The sequence below is a fragment of the Streptomyces sp. NPDC001922 genome, assembly GCF_042891165.1.
Classification (GTDB): Bacteria; Actinomycetota; Actinomycetes; order Streptomycetales; family Streptomycetaceae; genus Streptomyces.
Genome location: NZ_JBIASV010000007.1, coordinates 88086 through 110225, shown reverse-complemented (window position 1 = coordinate 110225; position 22140 = coordinate 88086). Strand labels below are relative to the sequence as shown.

16 protein-coding genes are annotated in these 22140 nt (G+C 74.6%); 6 read left to right on the top strand and 10 right to left on the bottom strand.

Annotation, left to right across the window (positions count from 1 at the left end; all coding sequences use genetic code 11):
• Positions 1–141 precede the first annotated feature (141 nt).
• The gene (locus ACFYYR_RS14330; RefSeq protein WP_388851689.1) at positions 142–933 is read right to left on the bottom strand and encodes an alpha/beta hydrolase; all 792 of its coding nucleotides are present in this window, start codon (positions 931–933) and stop codon (positions 142–144) included.
• A gap of 470 nt (positions 934–1403) precedes the next feature.
• Here ACFYYR_RS14330 and ACFYYR_RS14325 point away from each other — a divergent pair, with 470 nt between their 5' ends.
• Positions 1404–2339, top strand: coding sequence for a trypsin-like serine peptidase (locus tag ACFYYR_RS14325; protein WP_388852512.1), 936 nt, complete (start codon positions 1404–1406; stop codon positions 2337–2339).
• A gap of 115 nt (positions 2340–2454) precedes the next feature.
• Here the strand turns inward: ACFYYR_RS14325 and ACFYYR_RS14320 are convergent, their stop codons facing one another.
• The 5 genes from ACFYYR_RS14320 to ACFYYR_RS14300 form a co-directional block, all read right to left on the bottom strand.
• The gene (locus ACFYYR_RS14320) at positions 2455–3708 is read right to left on the bottom strand and encodes an anhydro-N-acetylmuramic acid kinase (RefSeq protein WP_388851685.1); all 1254 of its coding nucleotides are present in this window, start codon (positions 3706–3708) and stop codon (positions 2455–2457) included.
• Positions 3705–5063, bottom strand: coding sequence for an MFS transporter (locus ACFYYR_RS14315; RefSeq protein ID WP_388851682.1), 1359 nt, complete (start codon positions 5061–5063; stop codon positions 3705–3707). The genes ACFYYR_RS14320 and ACFYYR_RS14315 overlap by 4 nt, the downstream gene beginning before the upstream one ends.
• Positions 5064–5296: 233 nt before the next feature.
• Positions 5297–6316, bottom strand: a complete 1020-nt coding sequence (locus ACFYYR_RS14310) for an NAD(P)/FAD-dependent oxidoreductase (protein ID WP_388851679.1) — start codon at positions 6314–6316, stop codon at positions 5297–5299.
• A complete protein-coding gene (locus ACFYYR_RS14305; protein WP_388851676.1) occupies positions 6313–6885 on the bottom strand; it encodes an isoprenylcysteine carboxyl methyltransferase family protein in 573 nt (190 codons plus the stop codon). Before ACFYYR_RS14305 ends, ACFYYR_RS14310 begins: the two co-directional genes overlap by 4 nt.
• 12 nt (positions 6886–6897) lie before the next feature.
• Positions 6898–7953, bottom strand: coding sequence for a type III polyketide synthase (locus ACFYYR_RS14300; RefSeq protein ID WP_388851673.1), 1056 nt, complete (start codon positions 7951–7953; stop codon positions 6898–6900).
• 162 nt (positions 7954–8115) lie between these two features.
• On the opposite strand from ACFYYR_RS14300, the gene ACFYYR_RS14295 reads away from it, so the two are divergent.
• The 4 genes from ACFYYR_RS14295 (at position 8116) to ACFYYR_RS14280 (ending at position 11487) form a co-directional block, all read left to right on the top strand.
• Positions 8116–8976: a UbiA family prenyltransferase gene (locus ACFYYR_RS14295; RefSeq protein ID WP_388851670.1), complete on the top strand. Its 861-nt coding sequence runs from the start codon at positions 8116–8118 to the stop codon at positions 8974–8976.
• A 191-nt stretch (positions 8977–9167) separates the two neighbouring features.
• Positions 9168–9407, top strand: a complete 240-nt coding sequence (locus ACFYYR_RS14290) for a DUF6296 family protein (protein WP_388851667.1) — start codon at positions 9168–9170, stop codon at positions 9405–9407.
• Between the two features lie 362 nt (positions 9408–9769).
• On the top strand, positions 9770–10726 hold the full coding sequence (locus ACFYYR_RS14285; RefSeq protein ID WP_388851664.1) for an ABC transporter ATP-binding protein: 957 nt from the start codon (positions 9770–9772) through the stop codon (positions 10724–10726).
• Positions 10723–11487: an ABC transporter permease gene (locus tag ACFYYR_RS14280; protein WP_388851661.1), complete on the top strand. Its 765-nt coding sequence runs from the start codon at positions 10723–10725 to the stop codon at positions 11485–11487. Before ACFYYR_RS14285 ends, ACFYYR_RS14280 begins: the two co-directional genes overlap by 4 nt.
• A gap of 81 nt (positions 11488–11568) precedes the next feature.
• Here the strand turns inward: ACFYYR_RS14280 and ACFYYR_RS14275 are convergent, their stop codons facing one another.
• Positions 11569–12765, bottom strand: coding sequence for a 4-hydroxybenzoate 3-monooxygenase (locus tag ACFYYR_RS14275; RefSeq protein ID WP_388851658.1), 1197 nt, complete (start codon positions 12763–12765; stop codon positions 11569–11571).
• Positions 12766–13333: 568 nt separating this feature from the next.
• Here ACFYYR_RS14275 and ACFYYR_RS14270 point away from each other — a divergent pair.
• Complete coding sequence (locus ACFYYR_RS14270; RefSeq protein WP_388851655.1) at positions 13334–14926, top strand: ABC transporter substrate-binding protein; 1593 nt, start codon at positions 13334–13336, stop codon at positions 14924–14926.
• A 216-nt stretch (positions 14927–15142) separates the two neighbouring features.
• Here the strand turns inward: ACFYYR_RS14270 and ACFYYR_RS14265 are convergent, their stop codons facing one another.
• Genes ACFYYR_RS14265 through ACFYYR_RS14255 form a run of 3 tightly spaced genes read right to left on the bottom strand, consistent with a single transcriptional unit; the run spans position 15143 to position 22121 of the window.
• Positions 15143–19345: a TIGR02680 family protein gene (locus ACFYYR_RS14265; protein ID WP_388851652.1), complete on the bottom strand. Its 4203-nt coding sequence runs from the start codon at positions 19343–19345 to the stop codon at positions 15143–15145.
• Positions 19342–20604, bottom strand: coding sequence for a TIGR02678 family protein (locus ACFYYR_RS14260; RefSeq protein WP_388851649.1), 1263 nt, complete (start codon positions 20602–20604; stop codon positions 19342–19344). The genes ACFYYR_RS14265 and ACFYYR_RS14260 overlap by 4 nt, the downstream gene beginning before the upstream one ends.
• Positions 20601–22121 carry a TIGR02677 family protein gene (locus ACFYYR_RS14255; RefSeq protein WP_388851646.1) on the bottom strand — a complete coding sequence of 507 codons (1521 nt, stop codon included), beginning with the start codon at positions 22119–22121 and terminating at the stop codon, positions 20601–20603. Before ACFYYR_RS14255 ends, ACFYYR_RS14260 begins: the two co-directional genes overlap by 4 nt.
• Positions 22122–22140 lie beyond the last annotated feature (19 nt).

Below are 22140 nucleotides of genomic sequence, written 5' to 3'. Positions count from 1 at the left end.
CCGGGCGTTCCGGGGGGGGGTGAAGCTGCCGGAACTCCCCGCCGTCGGACGGGTGTTGTGCCACACAACGGAGACGGGACGGCCGGAGGGCGGCACCGGCGCGGCGCATGACGGCCGCAGGGCGCGGTGCGGGACGGCCCGTCAGCCCGGTGACGCGGGCCGTCGGCCGAGCGGCGCCGCCCGGACCCCGTCCGCGTCACCGTCCACCGGGCCCTCCCGCGGCGCCAGGACCGCGTCGACGAAACGACGGCGGTGCTCGGCGTGGTCCCGGAACCACCGCGCCAGCCGGTGGTCGGCGTCGGGGAACGTCAGGTGGGTGAACCGCGACCGGGTGGCCAGCGCCTCGGCGACGGCACCGGTCACGGCCGGCGGGATCACCGCGTCGACGGCCGGCACGGCCAGCACCGCTCGGGCCGGGAACGTGCGGAGGGTGTCGAGGGCGGTGGAGTCACGCCAGCTGTCCGGTGTCCGGATGATGTCGGTGAAGCCCGCGTCGAACCGCACGGGCCAGGCCCGCCGCGCGTACACGGCGGGGGCGCAGAGGCCGATGGCGGTGACCCGGCGGCCGTAGTGCCGCGCCAGGTCGGCGACGGTCTGACCGCTCATGCTGAACCCGATCAGCACCAGGTCGTGACCGGCGGGCACCCGTCGGCCGATCACCGTCTCCGCCTGGGTGAAGCGGCGTCGCAGACTCAGCTCCGGCAGGGTGCCCGAACTGCCCCCGTGTCCCGAGAAGTCGAAGGCGAGTGCACGGTGCCCGCGGGCCGAGAAGTCGGCCAGCAGAGCGGTGAGGCGCTCCTTGTCACTCGTCCCCGCGCCGTGCAGGAGCACCACGGTGGACGGCGACTCGGGGCCGGAGGGCCGGGTCTCCACGCCGTCGAGGTGCTCGCCGTCACCAGCGACGGAGAAGCTGCGGAACATCGCGTCGGTCATGGCATCCCGTCGTGTGGGTTCTCCGGGAACGGCCCCGCCGCCCCGGTCGTCGGTCATCTGCGCCGTGTCCGGGCGGGCCCCGGGCCGCCGTCGCGTTCCCGAGACCCCTACGAACCGGCCACCAACTTAAGCGAATCGGGGGATCGCACCGGATCCGGGGGCGACATCCGGCCAGCTGCTTGACAAGCCACTGACAACTCTGCGGTCCCGTGGCACTCTGCCCCCACGCACCACGCACCACGCACCGGCACGCGAGATCAGCGCCACGCATCCCGACCATGCGTCCCCACCCCATCCCGGTACCGCGCACCGGTCCCGCCGATCAGCACGGCGCATCCGCACCCCTCATCTGCCCGGCCCGCACACCCTTGCGGCCCGGCCCCCACAGTGCCCGCGCGCGGCATCCCGGCGCGGGATTGGCAGAAGGAGTACGCGTGAGACGTCCCCTCCGTATCTCCGCCGGCATCCTGATGGCCGTCGGCGCCCTGTGCACCACAGGACTGCAGTCCGCCACCGCCACCACGGCCGTCGACTCCACCGCCCGCACCGCCGCGGCCTCCAAGGCCGCGCAGGAGAAGGTCCGCGCCTTCTGGACCCCCGAGCGGATGCGGAACGCCCGGCCGCTCGACCTGCTCAGCGTCCGTCCCGGCGACGTCAGGGCACCCGGGAGCCACGGCCGGACGACGACCGTCGCCCCCACCCTCCGCCCGCACGGCGCCCAGGGCTTCCCGCAGGCCGGAGGGGCGTGGACGGGCAGTGGCACCGTGGTCAAGACGTCGGGGCGGGTGTTCTTCACCTTCCAGGGGCGCACCGCCTCCTGCTCCGGCAACGCCGTCACCAGCAAGAACGCCAGCACGATCATCACCGCCGGACACTGTGTCAAGTACCAGGGCAGCTGGCACACGAACTGGGTGTTCGTGCCCGGCTACCACGACGGCCAGACACCGCACGGCACCTGGACCGCGACCAAGATCATGTCCACCCCGCAGTGGGTGGCCAGTGAGGACATCAACTACGACGTCGGCGCGGCGGTGGTCGGTCCGCTGGACGGCAGGAAGCTCACCGATGTCGTCGGCGCGCAGGGTCTCCAGTTCAACGGCGGCTACAACAAGGCCATGTACTCCTTCGGCTTCCCGGCGGCCGCGCCGTACGACGGCAGCAAGCTCACCTACTGCGCCGGCAACACCTCCAAGGACTTCCTCTTCTCCAAGGACCACGGCATGGGCTGCAACATGACCGGCGGTTCGAGCGGCGGTCCGTGGTTCACCTCGTTCAACGAATCCGCGGGCACCGGACTGCAGGCCTCGGTGAACAGCTTCGGCTACACCTTCCTGCCGAACCGGATGTTCGGCCCGTACTTCGGTGACGAGGCCAAGACCCTCTACGAGCAGGCGCAGACCACCTGAGCCGCCGGTCCGGGCTCACGGCGACGGGCGGCGGTGACGCACCGGCCGCCCGTCAGCCGACCGCCCGTCAGCCGGCCGCCCGTCGGCGGACTCCCGGCCCGGCCCCGGCCGGCTCTCAGCCGGCAGACCCGCCACCGCCCTGTCCGCCGCCGCCCGGAGCCCCGGTGATCCGCAGCCGGACCGGCGCCCCCGCCCGGGGCTCCGGCAGGGTGAGCGGGCGGCGGCCGGGGGTGATCGAGCCCAGGACGGCGGCGCGGCGGGCACCGGTGCAGGACGGCACGGTGCCCGCCAGGCCGTGGACCGTCAGCAGGCCGAGCACCGCGAAGGCGTAGGCCTCCTTGGCGGCGGACGGCAGGCCCAGGTCGTCGGAGGTGCACAGCGGCACTCCGCCGAGTTCGGCACGGATCGTGTCCAGCAGCACCGGATTGCGGGTGCCGCCGCCCGAGGCGACCACCTCGGTCGCGCCCACGGCCCGGACGGCGTCGGCGACGGTCCGGGCGGTCAGCCGGGTGAGGGTGGCCAGGACGTCCTCGGCGGCGAGCGGTCCGCAGCCGGCCAGCGCCGCCCGCAGATACGGCAGATGGAAGAGTTCCCGGCCGGTGGTCTTGGGCGCGGGGCGGGCGTAGTACGGCTCGTCGAGCAGCCGGTGCAGCAGCGCCGGGTCGACCCGGCCCCGGGCGGCCGTCGCGCCGTCCTCGTCGAACTCCTTCCGGCCGTTGCTGAAATGGCGCACCGCCGCGTCGAGGAGGGCGTTGCCGGGGCCGGTGTCGAAGGCGACGGGATCCCGGTCCGGCGGGACCACGGTGAGGTTGGCGATGCCGCCCAGGTTCAGGGCGGCCGGGACGCCGGGGCGCCCGCGGAGCCACAGGGTGTCGACGATGCTCACCAGCGGCGCGCCCTGGCCTCCGGCGGCCACGTCCCGGGCGCGCAGATCGGAGACCACCGGGCAGCCGGTGGCCTCGGCGATCCAGGCGGACCGGCCGAGCTGGAGGGTGCCGTGCACCCGGCCGTTCTCGGCCCAGTGGTAGACGGTCTGGCCGTGGGAGACGACCAGTTCGGCCCGTCCGCCGCACAGGTCCGCGTCGGCCCGGACCGCGACGCCGGCGAACGCCCGGCCGATGAGGGTGTCGAGCCGGCACACCTCGGCGAGTGTGGTCGCCGCCGGGGGCAGGGCCGCGGCCAGGGCCTCCCGCAGTTCGTCGGGGTAGCGGTCGCTGACCATGCCCAGCGGGGTCAGCACGAGCGTGTCGCCGTCGAAGCGCAGCTCGGCGGCCGCGGCGTCGATCGCGTCGCAGGAGGTGCCCGACATCAGCCCGATCACCCGGGTCGCGTCCGGTCTTCTTCCACGGCGGCGGAACCCCCCGGTCATCCGGCGGTCCGCTCGTCGCGCAGGGGCCGGCGGTGGTCGTCCCCGCGGAGGGTGAGCAGTGCCGCCACGCTGACGGCGCAGGTGACGACCACGTAGTAGGCAGGGATGTCGATGTTCCCGGTCCGCTTGATCAGTTCGGTGACGAGGAGCCCGGCGCACCCGGAGAACACGGCGTTGGCGAGCGAGTACGCCAGGCCGAGGCCGGTGCAGCGGACCGTCACCGGGAACATCTCGGCGAGCATCGCCGGTCCCGGGCCGGCCATGAGGCCGACGACGGCCCCGGCCAGGATCACCGCGGCGCCCCTGGCCAGGGAGGAACTCCCGGCGTCCTGGAGCAGGTTCAGCAGCGGGAAGGCGAGGACGGCCGCCAGGGCGGCGCCGGCCGTCATCACCGCGCGGCGGCCGATCCGGTCGCTGAGCGCCCCCGCCGGGAGGATGGCCGCCGCGAAGCCGAGGTTGGCCAGGACGGTGGCGACCAGAGCCTGGTGGAAGGTGGTGTGCAGGGTGCTCTGCAGATAGCCGGGCATGACGACGAGGAAGGTGTACCCGGCCGCGGCCCAGCCCATGGTGCGTCCGGCCCCGAGCAGGACGGCCCCGGCGAGCCGACGGGGGTCCGGCGCGACCGCGGCCGGCGCCGGGCCGGTGCCGCCGGGCCCGGTGACGAAGGCCGCGCGGGCCCGCTGGAAGGCGGGGGTCTCCTCCAGCCGCAGCCGCAGCCGGAGAGCGGCCAGTCCGAGGGGCAGGGCCAGCAGGAACGGCACCCGCCAGCCCCACGCGTGGAGGGCGGCCGGAGAGAGCACGGTCGCCGTCAGCGCCGCGGACCCCGCCCCGGCCAGCAACCCCAGCGCGACGGTGAAGGACTGCCAGGCCCCGTACAGACCGCGCCGCCCCGGCGGGGCGAACTCCGTCAGGACCGACACCGCACCGCCGAACTCCCCTCCCGCGGACAGCCCTTGCAGAACCCGCAGCAGGGTGAGCAGCCAGGGGGCGGCGGCGCCGATGGCGGCGCGGTCCGGGAGGAGGCCGATCAGGGTGGTGGCGCCGGTCATCAACAGCAGGGCGAGCACCAGCGCCGGGCGGCGGCCGATCCGGTCGCCCAGCCGGCCGAAGAACACGGCCCCCAGGGGCCGGAAGAAGAAGGCCAGTGCGAAGGACGCATAGGTGGCGACGAGCCCTTCGAGGCTGCTGCCGCCGTCCGGGGTGAAGAAGGTGGCGGCGATGACGGTCGCGAAGTAGCCGTAGACGCCGAACTCGTACCACTCGATGAGGTTTCCGGCCGCGCCCGCGAGCAGCGCACGGCGGGAGCGGGGCCGTCCGACGGACTCCTGGGCGGGCCCGTGCACGGAGGTGGTCATGGGGGACCCCTTCGCCGTCGCGGATGCCGTGGGGTGAAAGTTAGTTACACCATGCACCCTCCGGCCTGTCAATGACTTTCACCCGCAGGCCGGTTGGGCCGGTTCGCTGGTGCGAGGAGAGGGTCTGCGTGGACGACTGTGGGCCGACATCGTCGTCCGGGACCCGGTCGACTGAGCCGAGGGGGCCGGGACCTGCTCGCGACGCGCACCCCGCCGGACGTCACTCCGGCCCGTCACTGCAGGGCGTGCACGGCGGCTCCGAACAGCGCCGGCAGCCCGGCCGCCGCCGGGACGATCAGCCGTGCGGTGCCCGCCCGGCCGCCCGCGCGCACCAGCGCCCCCGTCATGATCCGGTGCCGCAGCGACAGCCGGCGCCAGGCCGCCTCGTAGTCCTGCGGGCGCCCCGCGGTCACGCAGCGCACCGCCGCGTCCGCCGAGGCCAGACCGAGCGCGATGCCCTCCCCCGTGAGCGCGTCGACGTACCCCGCCGCGTCGCCGGCGAGCAGCACCCGGCCCGCGACGCGCCCCCGGACCCGCTGGCGCATGGGCCCGGCGCCGCGCACCCCCGTCGCCGGACGTGCGCCGCGGAGCGCGGCGGCGAGCCGGGGGAAGCGTGCGAGATGCGTGGCGTAGTCGCAGCGGACCGGGCTCAGAACGGCGACGCCGACCAGGTCGTCGGCGACCGGGGTCACGTACGCCTCCCCCAGTCCCGACCAGTGAACCTCCACGAAGTCCGTCCAGGGGGCCACCGCGTAGTGCCGGCGCAGGCCGTAGCGGCGGGTGCCGCCCCGCGCCGGGAGGCCGAGGCCGAGCGCCCGCCGGACCGGGGAGTGCAGGCCGTCGGCCGCGATCATCCAGCGGGCCCGGCGGCCGGCCGCTTCCACCCAGCCGGGTCCCTGCCGGACCTCGCGCACGGCCTCCGCCACGGTCCGGACGCCCAGCCCGGCCGCCCGCCCGGCCAGGGCGGCGTGCAGGACGGTGCGCCGTACGCCCCGGCCGGCCGCCCCGCGGAAGGCGGTCTCGGCCGACCGGCGGCCGTCGACATAGCGGATGCCGCGCAGGTCCCGGCCGGGCGGATCCACCCCGAGGTGCCGGAGCGATGTCACCCCGCCGGGCATGATCCCCTCGCCGCACGCCTTGTCGACGGGGCCCGGGCGCGGCTCGATCACCACGGTCTCCAGACCGGCCAGCGCGGCGTGCACGGCGGCGGCGAGCCCGACCGGTCCGCCGCCCGCCACCAGCAGATCGATCACCCGGCCGCTCCCCCGCCGGCGTCCGCCGCCACGGCCTTCTCCGGTGCCGCCCCCGGAGCGGGCGCGGCCGCCGCGAGGGCGGCGTCCTCGCAGGCGATCCGGGTGGCGAGCAGGACGGCGTTGCCGGCGGTGAAGGCCGCCGCGGTGATCCAGGCCCCGTGCACCAGCGGCAGGGCGGCCCCTTCGACCGCCACGGCCACGTAGTTGGGGTGCCGCAGCCACCGGTACGGCCCCCCGGTCACCCGCGGCAGGCCCGGGACCACGATCACCCGGGTGTTCCAGCGCGGCCCCAGCGTGCCGATGCACCACCACCGCAGCGCCTGCGCCCCGGCGACCGCGGCGAGCATCGGCCCGCCCAGCGCGGGGACGTACGGACGTTCCGCCAGCAGCACTTCGGCGAGGCAGCCCGCCAGCAGGGCGGTGTGCAGCAGCGTCATCACCGGGTAGTGGCCCCGGCCCGACTCCACCCCGCCGCGCGCCCGGCTCCAGCGGGCGTTGCGGCGGGCGACGGCGAGTTCGGCCAGCCGCTCGGCCGCCACGGCGAGGACCAGTGCCGCGTACCAGATCACGTCCGGCCCCTTTCACCAGCGCAGCAGGACGAGTTCGGAGCAGAAGCCGGGGCCCAGTGCGAGCAGCAGCCCCGGGGTGCCGGGCGGGGGCGGCCGCTCGGCCAGGGTGTCCCGCAGCACGTGCAGCACCGAGGAGGAGGAGAGGTTGCCCACCGCGGCGAGGGAGCGCCAGGTGACGTCGAGGGCGCCGTCGGGCAGTTCGAGGGTCTCGGCCATGGCCTCCAGCACCCGGGGGCCGCCCGGGTGGCACACCCATGCGGTGACGTCCCGCCGGGTGAGGCCGTGGTCCCCGAGGAAGGCGTCCACGTCGGCGGCGAGGTGCTTGCGGACGACATCGGGGACGGTCGAGTCGAGGACCACCCGGAATCCGGTGTCCGTGACGTCCCACCCCATCACCGACTCGGTGTCCGGGTACAGATGGCCGCGGGTGGCCACCACGGTGGGGCACGGGCCCTTGGGGCGGCGGTCGGTTCCGCAGGCGACGAGGGCCGCGGCGCCGTCGCCGAACAGCCCGGCGGCCACCAGTCCGGCCGGCGTGGCGTCCTGCCGCTGGAAGGTCAGTGAGCACAGTTCCACGGACAGCAGGACGGCCACGTGGCCGGGCCAGCCACGGAGGTAGTCGTGCAGCCGGCCGATCCCGGCGGCGCCGGCGACACAGCCGAGGCCGAAGAGCGGCAGCCGCTTCACATCGGGGCGCAGCCCCAGCCGCCCCACCAGCCGGGCGTCCACGGAGGGCGCGGCGATGCCGGTCACCGAGGTGAAGAGCAGCAGGTCCACCTCGCGGGGCGAGATGCGGGCGGCGTGCAGTGCGGCATCGACCGCTTCGGCGCCGAGCTCCGTCGCGGCGGCGATGAACGCGTCGTTGACCATGCCGAAGCCGTCGAGTGCGGCGTACCGGTCGAGGGGCAGGACGGTGTGCCGGGTCCGGACGCCCGCGTTGGTGTGCAGTCGGTCGAGGACTCCCCGGTTGCCGTCGGGCAGACAGATGCGGGCCATCAGATCGGTGATGTCGCGCTGCTCATGACGGTGCGGTGCCAGAACTCCGTGTACGGCGGCGATACGGCTCATCCGGCTCCCCGGTCGGGCGGCGGTCGTCGGGACCTCATCGAGGTGCCCCCGGAGAGCCCGGGCCATGCTTGCGCACACCCATCCGGGGCAATCCACGGTATGACGGGAGGAACCACCACGACCGGCGGCGGAAGGAACGGCGGACGGCCGTACGATCCGGGGGTGGCTTCCGACGACCCGTCAGGCGTAGCGGCCGTCCCGGCCCCCAGCGGCGCGGTGGGCGGACTGCTGCGGGCCTGTCACCCGCTGCCCACCGCGGCGGTGACGCTGCTGACCACGGCCCTGTCGGTGCGTGCGGGCCGGAGCGGCGCCGGGTGCGCGCTGGTGGCGGGAGCGGTGCTGGCGGGCCAGTTGTCGGTCGGCTGGTGCAACGACGCGGTGGACGCGCACCGGGACGCCGCCGCGGGACGGTGGCGCAAGCCGGTGGTCTCCGGCGCGGTGTCCGCGGCGACGGTGCGGTCGGCGGCCGTCGTGGCGTTCGTGCTGTGCGTACCGCTGTCCCTGGCGTCGGGGCTCTGGGCCACGGCCGCGCATCTCACCGGGGTCGGCGCGGCCTGGACCTACAACCTGCGGCTGAAGGCCGGCGCCTGGTCGTGGCTGCCGTACGCCGTCGGCTTCGGCTGCCTGCCGGCCTTCGTCACCCTGGGGCTGCCGGGACACCCGGGGCCGCGCTGGCAGCTGGTGGTGGCGGCGGCACTGCTCGGCGTCGGCGCCCACCTGGCGAATGTGCTGCCGGACATCGAGGACGACCTGAGGGCGGGGGTACGGGGCTGGCCGCAGCGCCTCGGTCCGGCCGGGATCCGGCTGCTGGGCCCGGTACCGGTGGTGGCCGCCTCGGCACTGCTGGTGCAGGCGATGCCCGGCGGGCCCGGCCGGTACGGGGCCCTCACGGTCGCCCTGGCGACGCTGACGGCCGGGGGCGGGGCGCTGCTGGGGCGGGTGCGGCCGCGGGCGCCGTTCCTGGCGACGATCGCGGTCGCCGCCGCGGATGTGGTGCTGCTGTTCCGCGGCGTGGGCGGGTGAGCACCCTGTGTTGCCTGAGCGCCCTGCGCCGGGCGCGGACGCGGAGGGCGGCGGGCCCGGTGAGGGAGCCCGCCGGCACCCTGCGCTCGGCGCCGGCCTCGCACCCGGCCAACATGAAAAAGGATATGAAATGTACTGTTTTGGGTACACAGCCATGCAGTGCATGGGAGGTCGCAACAGTGGAGGGTGTCATGGGGCAGCGCGATGAGTACGAGCTGGTGTTCGTCCATCCGGGCTCCGCAACCCCGGTCGCGGAGGATGTGGTGGTGGTCCACCGCACCGAGCGGAAGGGCCCGGGCGGACACCCGGTCTACACGGACGACACCGGCATCGTGCAGGCGGAGATCAGCGACCGCGACGAGGTACGGATGATCGCCAGCGGCGGGCACCAGGCGCCGTCCCCGGTGGTCCAGGTCCGCCGTCTGGTCTGAGGCCGTCCGGGCAGAGGCGGGCCGGTCCGAAGTGGGCCGGTCCGAGGCGGGCCGGTCCGAGGCGGGCCGGTCCGAGGCGGGCCGGTCCGAGGCGGGCCGGTCCGAGGCGGGCCGGTCCGAGGCGGGCCGGTCCTGGACCGCCGCATCCCGGTGACGCGTCGCCGCAGCAGCCACGGTGACCCCTCGGATCACCGTGGGTCCGGCCTGTCACCACCGCCCGTCACTGCGTGATCCGGGCCGCAGTGGATCCGCCGGACACCCCGTTCCGGCGGCCGGCCGGTCCGGGAGGTCATGACAAATGTCATCGGGATCGATGACACAGCTCATCATGATCCGTACCGGTGTCCGGCCAGGATTCCGGTATGACATCCCATGTTCACGCCATCGAGGTCAGCGGTCTGCGGAGGCGGTACGGGCCCGCGGGCGGCAAGGGCTTCGAGGCCGTCCGGGGCATTTCCTTCTCCGTCGCCGAGGGTGAACTCTTCGCCCTGCTCGGCACCAACGGCGCGGGCAAGACCTCCACCGTCGAACTGCTCGAAGGCCTGGCCGCCCCCACCGGGGGCAGCGTGCGGCTGCTGGGGCACGACCCCCACCGGGACCGTGCGCTGACCCGGCCCCGTACCGGTGTGATGCTCCAGCACGGCGGCTTCGCCGCCGATCTGACCGTCGCCGAGACCGTCCGGATGTGGGCCGGGTGCACCTCCCGGCCCCGGCCGGCCGGCGAAGCCCTGGAGACGGTCGGGCTGACCCACCGTGCGGGGGTGCGCGTCAAGAACCTCTCCGGTGGCGAGAAGCGGCGCCTGGATCTGGCGCTCGCGACCCTCGGCGACCCCGAGGTGCTGTTCCTCGACGAGCCGACGACGGGCATGGACCCCGAGGGCCGCCGCGAGACCTGGGACATCCTGCAGAGCCTGCGCGACCGGGGCACGACGGTCGTCCTCACCACGCACTACCTGGAGGAGGCGGAGCGGCTCGCCGACCGGCTGGCCATCATGCACGCGGGCACCATCGCCGCCTCCGGCACGGTGTCCGAGATCGTCGCCGAACATCCCTCGACGCTCTCCTTCCGGCTGCCGCCGGGCGTCGGCGTCGGGGACCTGCCGGAACCGTCCGCCCTCGGTGCCACGGTGAGCGGCGCGGCGGACCGGGCCGTCCGGCTGTCCACCCGGGATCTGCAGCACACCACGACCGAGACCCTGATCTGGGCCCGGGACAAGGGCATCGACCTGGCCGGGCTGAACGCCCGGTCCGCCTCGCTCGAAGAGGCGTTCCTGCACATCGCCCAGGGCACCGACGGCACGGAGGCCACCGCGTCATGAGCTCCAGCACCGCACATCTCGCCGCCCTGGGGCGCGCGGAACTGACGCTGCTGTTCCGCAACCGGACGAATCTGTTCACCGTGGTGTTCATGCCGGGCATGCTCACGCTGGCGTTCCAGCCCGCGCTCAAGTCGTTCGGGCAGTCGGCCGCGGGGGACGCCATGGGGCCGTCGCTGATGGCGATGTCGTTCGGGATCGTCCTGGTCATGGCGCTGTACAGCGCGCTGCCGGGCGTCTACGCGGCCCGCCGGGAGGAGCTGTTCCTCAAGCGGATGCGGACCGGCGAGGTGTCGGACCTGGTGATCCTCGCCGGCTCCGCCCTGCCCATGGTCCTGATGGCGCTCGCGCAGTGCGTGGCCCTGGCCGTCGGCATCTCGGTCGTCGCCGATGTGCCGGTTCCCGAGGCGCCCCATCTCGCCGTTCTGGGCGTGCTGCTGGGTGTGGTGATGATGGCGGCGCTGGCCGCCCTCACCTCCACGCTGGCGCGGACGGCCGAGAGCGCGCAGGTCGTCGTCCTGCCGGGCATGATCGTGCTGCTGGCGGGCTCCGGGCTGTTCCTGCCGCTGGATGCACTGCCCGGCGCGCTGGAGGAGATCTGCCGCTTCCTGCCGCTGACTCCGGTGGCCGATCTGATCCGTGCGGGCTGGTCCGGCGAGGCCACCGGGACGGGAACCGCGCGGCAGGCGCTGACCGCCCTGGCCTGGACCGGGGCCGGACTGCTGGCCCTCCGGCGCTGGTTCCGCTGGGAGCCCCGCGTCTGAGGAGGCCGCGTCCGGGCCGGCCCGGACGCGCGCCGCCGGTCACCGCCCGGACGGGGGTCGGACGGGACCGGCGGCGCCGGCTCAGTACTCCGGGTACCGCCCGATGTAGAGCTCGGCGAACGCGGCGGCCGCTGCCGGGGAGTCCAGCAGGCGCCGCAGCCGCGCCCCGGCGACGCCCGCCCGGAACGGGTCGGCGTCGCGGGACCCGGCGGTCGGCCCGTGCAGCAGCTCGGAGAACCACTGCGAGAACTCCTGGTACTGCCAGACCCGCCGCAGACCGGCGGCCGAATATCCGGCCAGCCCGGTGTCGTCACCCGTCCCGTAGTGGGCGGTGAAGGCCTCGGCGAGCAGCAGCGCGTCGTGCAGCGCGAGGTTCATGCCCTTGGCGCCGATGGGGGCGACGAGGTGCGCGGCGTCCCCGGCGAGGTGCAGCCGGCCGTGGGACATCGGGGCCACCACGTAGTTGTGCATGTCGAGGACCCGCTTCTCGATCAGGCGGCCCTCGGCGAGCTCCCCGCCGGGGACGGCGAGCCGGGCCCGCAGCTCCTCCCAGACCCGCTCGTCCGGCCAGGCGGCCTCGTCGTCCCCCGGCGGGCACTCCAGGTAGAAGCGGGTGACCTGCGGGCTGCGGGCCATGTGGGCGGCGAAGCCGCGGGGGTGGATGCCGAACACCACACCGTCCGCGGACGGCGGCGCCTCGGCGAGCACGGCGAGCCAGCCGACGCCGTAGTCGTGCTGGGCGAAGACGGTGCTGTCGGCGGGCAGATGGCTCCGGGACACCCCGCGGGCCCCGTCGCACCCGGCGATGTAGTCGCAGGAGATCCGGTGCCGTTCGCCGTCGGGGCCGGTGCAGGTGACCGAGGGCTGCCCGGAGAGCAGGTCGTGCAATTCGACGTCCCGCACTTCGAAGCGGACATCACCGCCGTCGTCGGCGAAATGCCCCACGAGATCGGTGACCAACTCCTGCTGCGGATACACGAAATGATGCCGACCGGTGAGTTCCGCATAGGCGAAGGCATGCCGGGCCCCGTCGTAACGGAATTCACACGCTCCGTGGCGCTCCGCAGTCCGCAGCAGCCGGCCGGCCAGACCGTGCCGCTCCAGGGCACGCACCGCCCATTCCTCGAGAAAGCCCGCACGGGGGCGCCGCTCGATGAAGGAACGGCTCGCTGCCTCGATCAGGACACAGTCGACTCCGTTCCGTCGCAGGACGTTTGCCAAGGTCAGGCCCGCCGGTCCGGCGCCGACGACGGCGACCTGGGTCCTCGTTGAGGGCATGGGGACAGTTCTGCCTTCCTCCAGGGACGCGGCCGCCCGGACGGCGCCGCGGCGATGATCTTCCCGTGACGGAGAACCCCGTCGCCACTCCACCGCAACTGCAGTTTGCGGACATTGTGCGCACCCGGGTCATAACCGTGAGGTCGGTGGCCGTGAACTGTTCCGCCCCGCTTACCCGAGGTGTCAGGATGCGGACTACGGTATGGCTGGTTACCCCGGACACACCGATAACTTCATCGATCCGTTCTTCACCAAGGACACCTGTCCCGCCCCTCTTCCGGAGCGGCAGGATCCGTAGTGTGCTGGTCTCCCCGACCCACCGGGGGCTGCCGGCCACGGCGCTGCCGGCGGCCCCGGCAACCGTGGGTTCGGCCGGCGACGGCGCGCCCCCGGGTCCCCGCCGCGGAAGGGTACGCAGTGGCCGTCACGTGCGGCGGCCGTCAGCGGCGAAGAGCGAGCGATCAACTCCTCCCCGGTGCGACAGCTGTGGGAGCCCGGCCGGGGCAGGTGCGGCCGGCTCCCCGCGGCGCCTGGTGGGCCGACAGAGAAAAGTGTGAGGAACGTGCGGTTGAGAAAACGTCACCAGTGGCTGGCCGGCTCGCTCGGAGTGGGTGTCGTCGCCGGTCTGCTCTCGGGCTGCGGTTCGGACGAGGGGGACGCGGCGGGCACGGGTGAACCGGTGATCATGGGGACGACCGACGAGGTGCAGTCCCTCGACCCGGCCTCCGGCTACAACGTGGGCTCCTGGTTGGTGTTCAACAACGTCTTCCAGTCGCTCATCAGCTTCCCGCGGGGCAGCACCACGCCCGAGCCCGAGGCCGCCAAGAGCTGCGGCTTCACGGACAGCGCCAGCCGGGTGTACCGCTGCGTGCTGAAGGACGGCCTGAAGTTCAGCAACGGCAACAGCATGACCGCCGAGGACGTGGCGTACTCCTTCGAGCGCACCCTGCGGATCAACGACGACAAGGGCCCCGCGTACCTGCTGTCGTCGATCAAGAACGTCGAGACCCCGGACGACAGGACCGTGGTCTTCCGCCTCCGGAGCTCCGACGCGACGTTCCCGATGAAGATCGCGTCGAACGCCGGGGCCATCGTGGACCACCGGGAGTACCCCGCGGACCGGCTGCGCACGGACAACAAGATCTTCGGTTCCGGTGTGTACAAGCTGGACTCGTTCAACCGGAAGAAGGCCGAGTTCTCGGTCAACCCGCAGTACAAGGGCTCGGCCGAGCCCAAGAACTCCGGCATGACGCTGAAGTCCTTCCACGGCGACCAGGCGGCGCTCAAGCACGCCGTGCAGCGCGGCACCGTGGACCTCGCCTACCGCGGACTCGCGGCGAAGGACATCTACGAGCTCGAGACCAAGACCACCCAGAACCGGGGGAACGTCAGGGTCGTCGACGGCGCCAGCGCCGAAGTGATGCACATGGTCTTCAACATGAAGGACCCGGTCGCCGGGAAGCTGGGCGTCCGCAAGGCCATCGCGCACCTGGTCGACCGCACCGCGCTGGTCCGTGACGTGTACCAGCGCACCGCCGAGCCGCTGTACTCGGTGATCCCGGCCGGCATCACCGGTCACAAGACGCCGTACTTCGACAAGTACGGCGACCGGCCGCAGCGCGACAAGGCGGCCGCCGCGCTCCGCGAGGCGGGGATCAACAGCAAGGTCAAGCTGACCCTGTGGGCGACGCCGGTCCGCTTCGGGCCCGCCACGGTGCCGGCCTTCAAGGAGATCGCGCAGCAGCTCAACGCGAGCGGCCTCTTCGACGCCAAGGTGAAGAGCGTCCCGCTCGACGAGTACGACAAGGGCGTGCGCGCCGGGAAGTACGGCGTCTACGTGCGGGGCTGGCTGCCCGACTACCCGGACCCGGACATCTTCATCACGCCGTTCTTCAGCAAGAAGAGCGTTCTCGCCAACAACTACGAGTCCAAGCGGATCACCGACGACCTGATCCCGGACACCGTGCTGGAGGCCAACCGGCCGGTCACGGCGGACAAGTTCGCGGAGATACAGTCCATCGTCGCGGACGATCTGCCGGTGCTGCCGCTGTGGCAGGGCAAGCAGTACGCGGTGGCCCAGAAGGGGATCTACGGCATCGAGTGGAGCCTCGACGCCTCGACCGTGCCGCGCTTCTGGGAGATCAGCAAGAGCGAGGAGTGATCCGGCAGGACACTCCCTGGGCGCTCCCCCTCGGGGGAGCGCCCTTTGCTGTTCCGGGGCGCGCGGTGCGCCGGAGGCCAGGTGCCCGGAGAGCCGGTGGCTCACCGGCGCGTGCGGGGACAGGCCGGCGGCCGGTCAGGTACCCACGCCGTTCACCTGGGTGGGACGCCGGTGCCGTGCGGCTCGCCGCCGGGGCGGGGCCGCACGGCGGGGGCCTCACCCGTCGGCCGGGTCCTCGGGCCGGAGGTCGCCGCCGCTCCAGACGAACCGGGCGCTGGTCACCGCGTCGTCGCCGTCCCCGGTGATCAGCTGGTGGACGGCGATGCCGTCCAGCTCGCGGTAGGTGCACCACTCGTGGTCCGAGGTGAGCACCAGGTCGAGGTCGAGGGCCCCGAGGAGGCCGAACACCTGGCCGCGGTTGGCGGTGTCGACGCCCGCGAAGACCTCGTCCAGCAGGATCAGCCGGGGCGCCTCCGGTACGGCCTGGTAGTGCGCGGCCACCGCGGCGAACAGCGGCAGATGCAGCGCGATCGCCTTCTCCCCGCCGGACAGCGCGCCGTGCAGCTTCTTGGTCAGCAATTGCCGGCCGGAGCCGTTCGAGCGGTCGAGCTCCACGACGAACTGGTGCCAGGCGGGGTAGTTCAGGACTTCGGAGAGCTGCTCCTCCCAGGTGGCGGCGGTGTTGCGGGCCTTGGCCTCCTCGATGCGGCTGCGCAGGAACGCGTGCAGGGTGGCGCGGCCGGTCTCGCCGATCGTGGCCGGGTCCGCCAGCAGCAGGTCGCGGGCGGTCCGGATGTCCGGCGGCAGGTCGGGGTGGACCTGCCACACCAGCCGGACGGCCACGTCCGAGGCGGTGCGCACCCGGCCCAGATGGGCGTTCATCGTGTCGACCAGCTCGTTGGCCTGCCGTATCCGGGCTGCCAGATGGCGCCGGACGTCGCCCTCGAGGGCGGTCTCGAACAGCGTCCGCTCGGCCGTGCCGATGTGCTCCCGGCGCTGTTCCCGCTCGGCGATGAGCGCGGCGTGGAGCCGGGCCGCGCCGATCGGCGTCCCGTCCAGCGCGGCGGTGAGCACCGCGGTGGCGCCGTGGGTCTCCAGACCGAGTTCCGCACGGGCCCCGAGGGAGGGCCGGCAGGTGTGCAGCGCCTCGGTCAGCCGGCCCAGCTCCCCGGTGGTCTCCTCCGGCCCGTGGGCCAGGGACGGCCAGGTCTCCGCGGTGGCCTGGGCGGCCGCGAGGAGGGCGGGGATCCCGTCGTCGGCCGCGCAGGCCAGCGGGATGTCGGCGTCCTCCGCGAAGCCGAGCAGACACAGCTGCCGGAAGTGGTCGGCCGCACCGTCGCGTACGGCGACGGCGGCGTCGCGGCGGCCGATGTCCTCGGCCGTGGTGACCCCCAGGGCACCGATCCGCTCCGCCAGGTTCACCAGGTGGGCGGAGAGCTCCTCCGTCTCGCGCCGGGCCAGTGCCAGGGCTTCGCGCGACTCGCCGATCCGCGCGGCGACCCGGCCGTGGCTCTCACCGGCGGCGCTCTCCGCGGCCTCCAGCGTGGCGGCCAGGGAGCGGGCCCGGGACTCGGCGGCCTCGGCGCGGGCGAGGTGTTCCTCGGCGCGGACCCGGGACCGGCCGGCCCGGTCGCGGGCGTCCGTGGCGGCCCGGAGTCCGTCCCGGAGCCGGATCTGGGCGTCCAGCCAGCGGTCGCCGGACTCCTGCAGCGCCGCGACGGCGGACTCCAGGGTGTCCAGCGCGCCCTGCTCGGCGGGCAGGCCGTGGGGTTCGGCGGCCGAGCCGAGCGCGCGCAGGGCGCCGGCCACCTCCTGCTCGCGGGCCTCCAGCCGGGTGACGGCGGCGCGGACCGCGTCGTCGCGGGAGGAGAGGAGGGATTCCGCACGGTCCCAGCGGCGCTTCGCGGCCCGGAGCCGACGGGGGTTCGGGCGCGCCCTGCGGTCCGCCGCGAGACGTTCCCGGCGCTGCTGAAGCTGCTGCAGTTCCTCGTCGAGTTCACCGATGAGCGCGGTCACCGTGTCGAGCCGTTCGAGGAGTTCCGCTATCCGCCGCCTGCGGGTCCGCTCGCGGGCGGAGGCGCCGATGTGGGCGGCCTCCTCCTTGCTCCAGGTACCGGTCATCCCGGCCAGCCGCCAGCTGCCGTCCGCGCCGACGGCCACCGGGTGTCCGGCGGGGAGCTCCGGGCCGTGGGCGATGGCGGCGAGCAGCTGCCGGACCCGCTCCGTGGGGACGGCGGTGCCGGGCTCGGGCCGGAGCACATCGAGCAGCGACGGCCCGTCGACCGGTGTGACGGACTCCGGGTGGGCCAGGACGTCGTGGCCGGGCGCCGTGACCTCCCCGTGGGTGCCCACCCAGGCGTCCAGGAGGCCGCAGGCCTGGAGCGCCGCCTCGACGCCCGCCCGGACCCCGTCGGGCACCTCGTCGTGGAAGGCGACCAGCCGCCACAGGGGCGCGCCGTCCATGGTGGACCGGACGGCGGTCCGGGTGGCCGGCGCGGTGGGCGGCAGATCCGTCTGGCGGCCCAGGAGTTCGACACCGGCGGTCAGCCTCCCCCGCTCCTGCCGGGCGTCCCGGAGGGCGGCCCGGGCCACCGTCTCGCTCGCGGTCAGCTCCGCTTCCACGGTGCGGGTGGCCTCCTCCGTCCCGGCCGACACCGCGCTCTCGGTCGCGGCGTGGGCCACCAGGTCGTCGAGGTCGGCGAAGCGCAGCTCGGCGCAGCCCTCGGCCCACTCCCGCACCTGCTGGGCCTGTTCGCCCAGCGCCCGGTCGTAGACCCGGTCGCACTCCTCGCGCTCCCCGTGCGCCTCGGCCAGCCGCTCCCGGGCACCCTCCAACTCCTCCTCGGCCGTGGCGCGTTCGGTGACGGCGCGGTCGAGCCGGTCGGCGGCGCGCCGTACGGCGGCGATCCGCGCGGACCGCTCCCGCGCCGCGTCCCGCAGCAGCCGGCGGGCCGTCCGGGCGCGCTCCTCGGCCGGCTCGGCGGCCCCTTCCGGAGTGGACGCGGGCACCGCCACGGTCCCCTCGGGACCGGACCCGGCGCTTCCGCCGGGTTCCGCGGGCGCGTCGTCCGGTGCCCCGGATCCCGGCGCGGCCGGCGAGCCGGGCGCCTCCAGGGCCGCTTCGAGGGCGGGGCACAGCGGCTCCAGACCGGCGCTCCGCGCGGCCTCCCGCACGGCGTCCAGCGCGGCCGCGACCTCCGCGGCCCGGGCCGCGGCGCTCCGCTGCGTCTCCTCGGCGAGCCGCTCGTCGCTCCCGCTCTCCCCGAGGCCGGCGTCGGCCTCCCGCCGCTGCCACGCGGCGTCGGCACGGGCCTCCTCGGCCTGCCGGCGGAGCTGGTCGGCCTCGCCGCCCCGGCGGTACTCCGCGCTGTCCGTCAGCCCGTCGATGCCCGCTTCGAGCTGCTCGACGGCCTCCGTCAGCTCCTTTCTGCGCTGCTCCGCAGCGTCCCGCTCGGCGCGCGCCCGGTCGTGGCTCTCCTCGCTCTGCCGGGCCACCAGCGCGAGGTTCTCCAGCTCGGTGTCGGCGGAGATCAGGCCGGACGCCGCGCCACGGAGCACCCGCCGGGCGTAGTCGCGCTGCCGAGCGGCGAGGGTGTCGGCCGCGGCCACTTCCTCGTCGAGCCGGCGCAGTTGCTCGCGCTCCTGGTCGAGCTGCTCGAACCCGTCGGCCAGTTCGGCGACCTCGGCGGTGCCGAGCGGCGGCAGGGCCTTGGACAGCAGGGACGACAGCAGGGAGGGGTCGAGGCGTTCGGAGAGCTTGGGGGTGCGCAGTTGCAGCAGGGCGGTGATGAGCGCTTCGTACCGCTGCTCGCTCAGACGCGGGAAGAGGGTGCCGCGGACGGCGTCGCGGTAGCCCTCCGGGCTCTCGTGGACCTCGCCGTGTCCGGCGAGGGCTTCGGCCAGTGCGGCCCGGGTGAGCGGCTGCCCGGCCGCGTTGACCAGGGGCAGGCCGCCGTCGACGGCGATCCGCTGGGTGGTCGTGAAGTAGTCGGCGTGCACGGCGCTGGTGTGTGCGCTGGCCTGCAGCCGTGCTCCGCAGCAGAACCAGGACCGCTCCTCGCCCCGCCCCCGGGTGAACTCCAGCCACACGTAGCCGACTCGGGTCTTGCCGGTGGTTCCGGAACCCATGAGGTTCCAGTGCATGGTGCGTTCGGAGCCGCCGAAGGTGGACAGCCGGTGCGGGCGCAGGCTCGCGTCGAACAGGTGGGGCAGCAGCACCTCGAGGGCCTTGGACTTGCCGGAGCCGTTCGGCCCGCGCAGCAGCAGCCGCCCGTCGTGGAAGGTGAACGTCTCGTCGTAGTAGCGCCAGACGTTGACGATGCCGGCCCGCGACGGCTGCCACCGGGACCCGGCCGGGGTCCCGGGGGCTGTTCCGTCCGCGGGCTCGGCCGCCGGTCGGGGGAGTTCCGTGATGCTCACCGAAGGTCCCCTTCCGGGGTGTGGGTTGCGGGGGAGGCGGGGTCCGTGCCGCGGTACCGGGCGGCGGCGGGACGTGCCGTCACCCGATGGTCCTCCGTGCGGCGGACCAGCGCAAAGTCGGTCAGGACGCGGACGGCGTCGTCCACGAGCCGGTTGACGCCACCGGGCGTCGAAAAGGTCTTCGCCCAGCGCGGGAAGCGGCGCAGCAGTTCCTCGGTGTCGCCGTAGAGCTCCTCGCGGCTGCGGCCGTGCGGGGAGGCCACGACGGGGTCGAGCAGGAGCAGCGCGGCGACGTTGGCGGTGCCGGAGTCGTCCGGGAAGGTGCTGTCGGTGGCGATGGCGTCCGGGTCGATCAGCAGCAGGCCCTCGGCCCGCTCCTCCAGGACGAACCCGGCCTGTTCCACGGCCCGGTGCACGGTGAGCCGGCCGGCCGGTGAGGCGAGGAAGTCGCTCTCGTCCGCGGTCAGTTCGTCGCGGTAGAGCACCGGGTCGTCGAAGAGCCGGCGGAGAACGGCGTGCCGCAGCCGCACGGTGCGCCGGGGCCCGTCGCCGACGGCGGGGCCGCTGCCGGGCTCCGCCGCGGAGCCGCGGCCCTCCCCTGCCAGCCCGTCCAGCAGCTCGTCGAACCGGCGGGGCACCTCGTCGGCGGGGACGGCGGCCCGGGAGGGGCTGTCGGGGGCGGCGAGGAGCCGGTCGAGCAGGGTCGCGTCCACCCGGTAGAGCACCTGCGCCGCGGGGTCGTCCACGAAGCTCTCGGTGGCCCCGTCCACGGCTTCCAGCGCCCCGGTGGACTCCAGCAGGCCCAGGGCGTCCGCACAGGCCAGGCGCTCGGCCCGGTGCGCGGGGTCGAAGCCGGGGAGGGCGGGGTCGGCGGAGCTCGCCGCCGCCACCCGCTCGGTGAGCAGGCCGATGGTGATCACCGGTACGGGCAGCAGCTCGGCGGCGAGCAGGCACAGCAGGACGTAGCGACGGCGGTCGAACGGTGCCCGGCCCGCCCGCTGCCGCCGGGCGGGGCGGGTCGCGTCGGCGTCGGGCCGCACCTTCAGCAGGCGCGCGTAGCCGCGCCGGGGTTCCACCGAGAGGGCCCAGCCGCAGTGGTAGTCGAACCACTTGGTGAGGGGTTCCCGGCGGCGCCGGATCACGTCGAAGGCGTCCGGGTCGGTCCGGCCGGTGACGAGGGGAGTGCGCAGCAGGGCCTTGATGCCCCGGGCGACGTCCTCCCGCTCGGCGACGACGAGTTGGTTGCTGAGGTTGCTCATTCCGCTGCCTCCGGGGCACCGGCGGTGCGCGGCGACGGTACCGGCGCGCCGCCCGACGGGCGTACCTCGACGAGGTAGTCGGGGCCCTCCAGGCTGCCGAGGGGGGTGCGCAGCACCGCGGTCCGGCCGTCGGCCGCCTCCCGCAGCACCACCTCGACACGTCCGTCGCCGGTGCTGCCGCGGCGGGCTCCGGTGCTGTCGGGAGGAGTCGAGAGCGCGCGGCCGAGCAGGTCGAGCAGCCGGTCGAACACCCCGTGCTCCAGCCCGCCGAAGTCGGAGAGGCGGACCGGCCCGTCGGTGCGCAGCAGGTCCCAGGCCGCTTCGAGTTCGGCCCGCTCGTGCCGGGCGCGTTCGGCGCGGGCCGCCTTGATGCCGGCCACGTCGCGCACCCGGGCGGTCCGGGTGAACCGCTCGCTCCGGCCGCTGCTGCGCAGCAGCGACGACACTTCGACGGGCTGGGCGGAGGCCCAGCTCTCGGCCGGGGAGATGAGCTCGGGGTCGGGGTGGCAGAGGTGGGCGTGGCGGGCGGAGGTGAGGCCGAAGGCCGTCGCCCAGAGCCGGTGCAGTTCCTCCTCGCCGGGCGCGGCGGCGAACCACCGGGCCAGTTCCCGGAAGTCCTGGACGGTGGTGGCGGAGGGGCGGCGTGGATCCGTGATGCGGTCGAGCATATGCAGCAGGGTAAGGACCGCCTGACGGGCGGTGTCACGCAGCCGCTCGATACGGGCCGGTGTGCCGTCGGCGGGCCGGAACCAGGCCCGCAGCAGCTCCCATTGCTCGCGGCGCCGCTCCAGCCAGACGGCTGCGCCCTCCTCACCGCCCGGCGGCGGCTGCGCGCCGCGCAGGGCGCGTCGGTGGAGCAGGGCGACGCCGCGTTCCTCGATGCGGGCGACGGCCGACGCCAGCGCGGGCCCCCGTTGCTCCAGACCGGTCAGGAACTCCTGGAGCTGCGCCGGCGTCGCAGTCCGTGAGGTGTGGACGCCGGCCGGCCCCGCCCCGCCGGCCCGGACCGGGCTCCGCGGTTCGCCGTGGAACGCCCGGGTGTTGTCGTCCAGGGCCGCCAGGTGTTCCTCCAGCTCCGTGAGGGCGGCGAGGATCCTGCCGTCGGCTGTGGCGGGCCCGTCCAGGAGCCGGCCCAGTTCGTCCAGCCGGGCGGCGACGGCGTCGAGCACCGTGAGGCGCGGGGCGCCGGTGACGGCCGGCATGCCCAGGGCGTGCCGGACTCCGGCGATCGCCGCCTCCCCCTGCCGGGTCGGGGCGTACCGGACAGCGTCACGCTCGTACTCCTCCCCCTCCCCGCAGGGCTCCAGCAGCCCGCACGCGCGGAGCCGGTCGAGGGCTGCCAGGAGGTCCGGCTCCGGCACCGCGCCGGGGCCGTCCCCGCCGCCCGCGGTCTGCCGGATGGCGTCCGTCCCGAGCGCGGTCCCCCGGCACTCGGCGGCGGTGGCCAGCACCTGGAGAACCACTGCCTCCAGTCCGGCCCGACTGCCGGGCGCGAACCGGAACATGTCCGTCGGCACCCTGCGTAACGGCTCCATC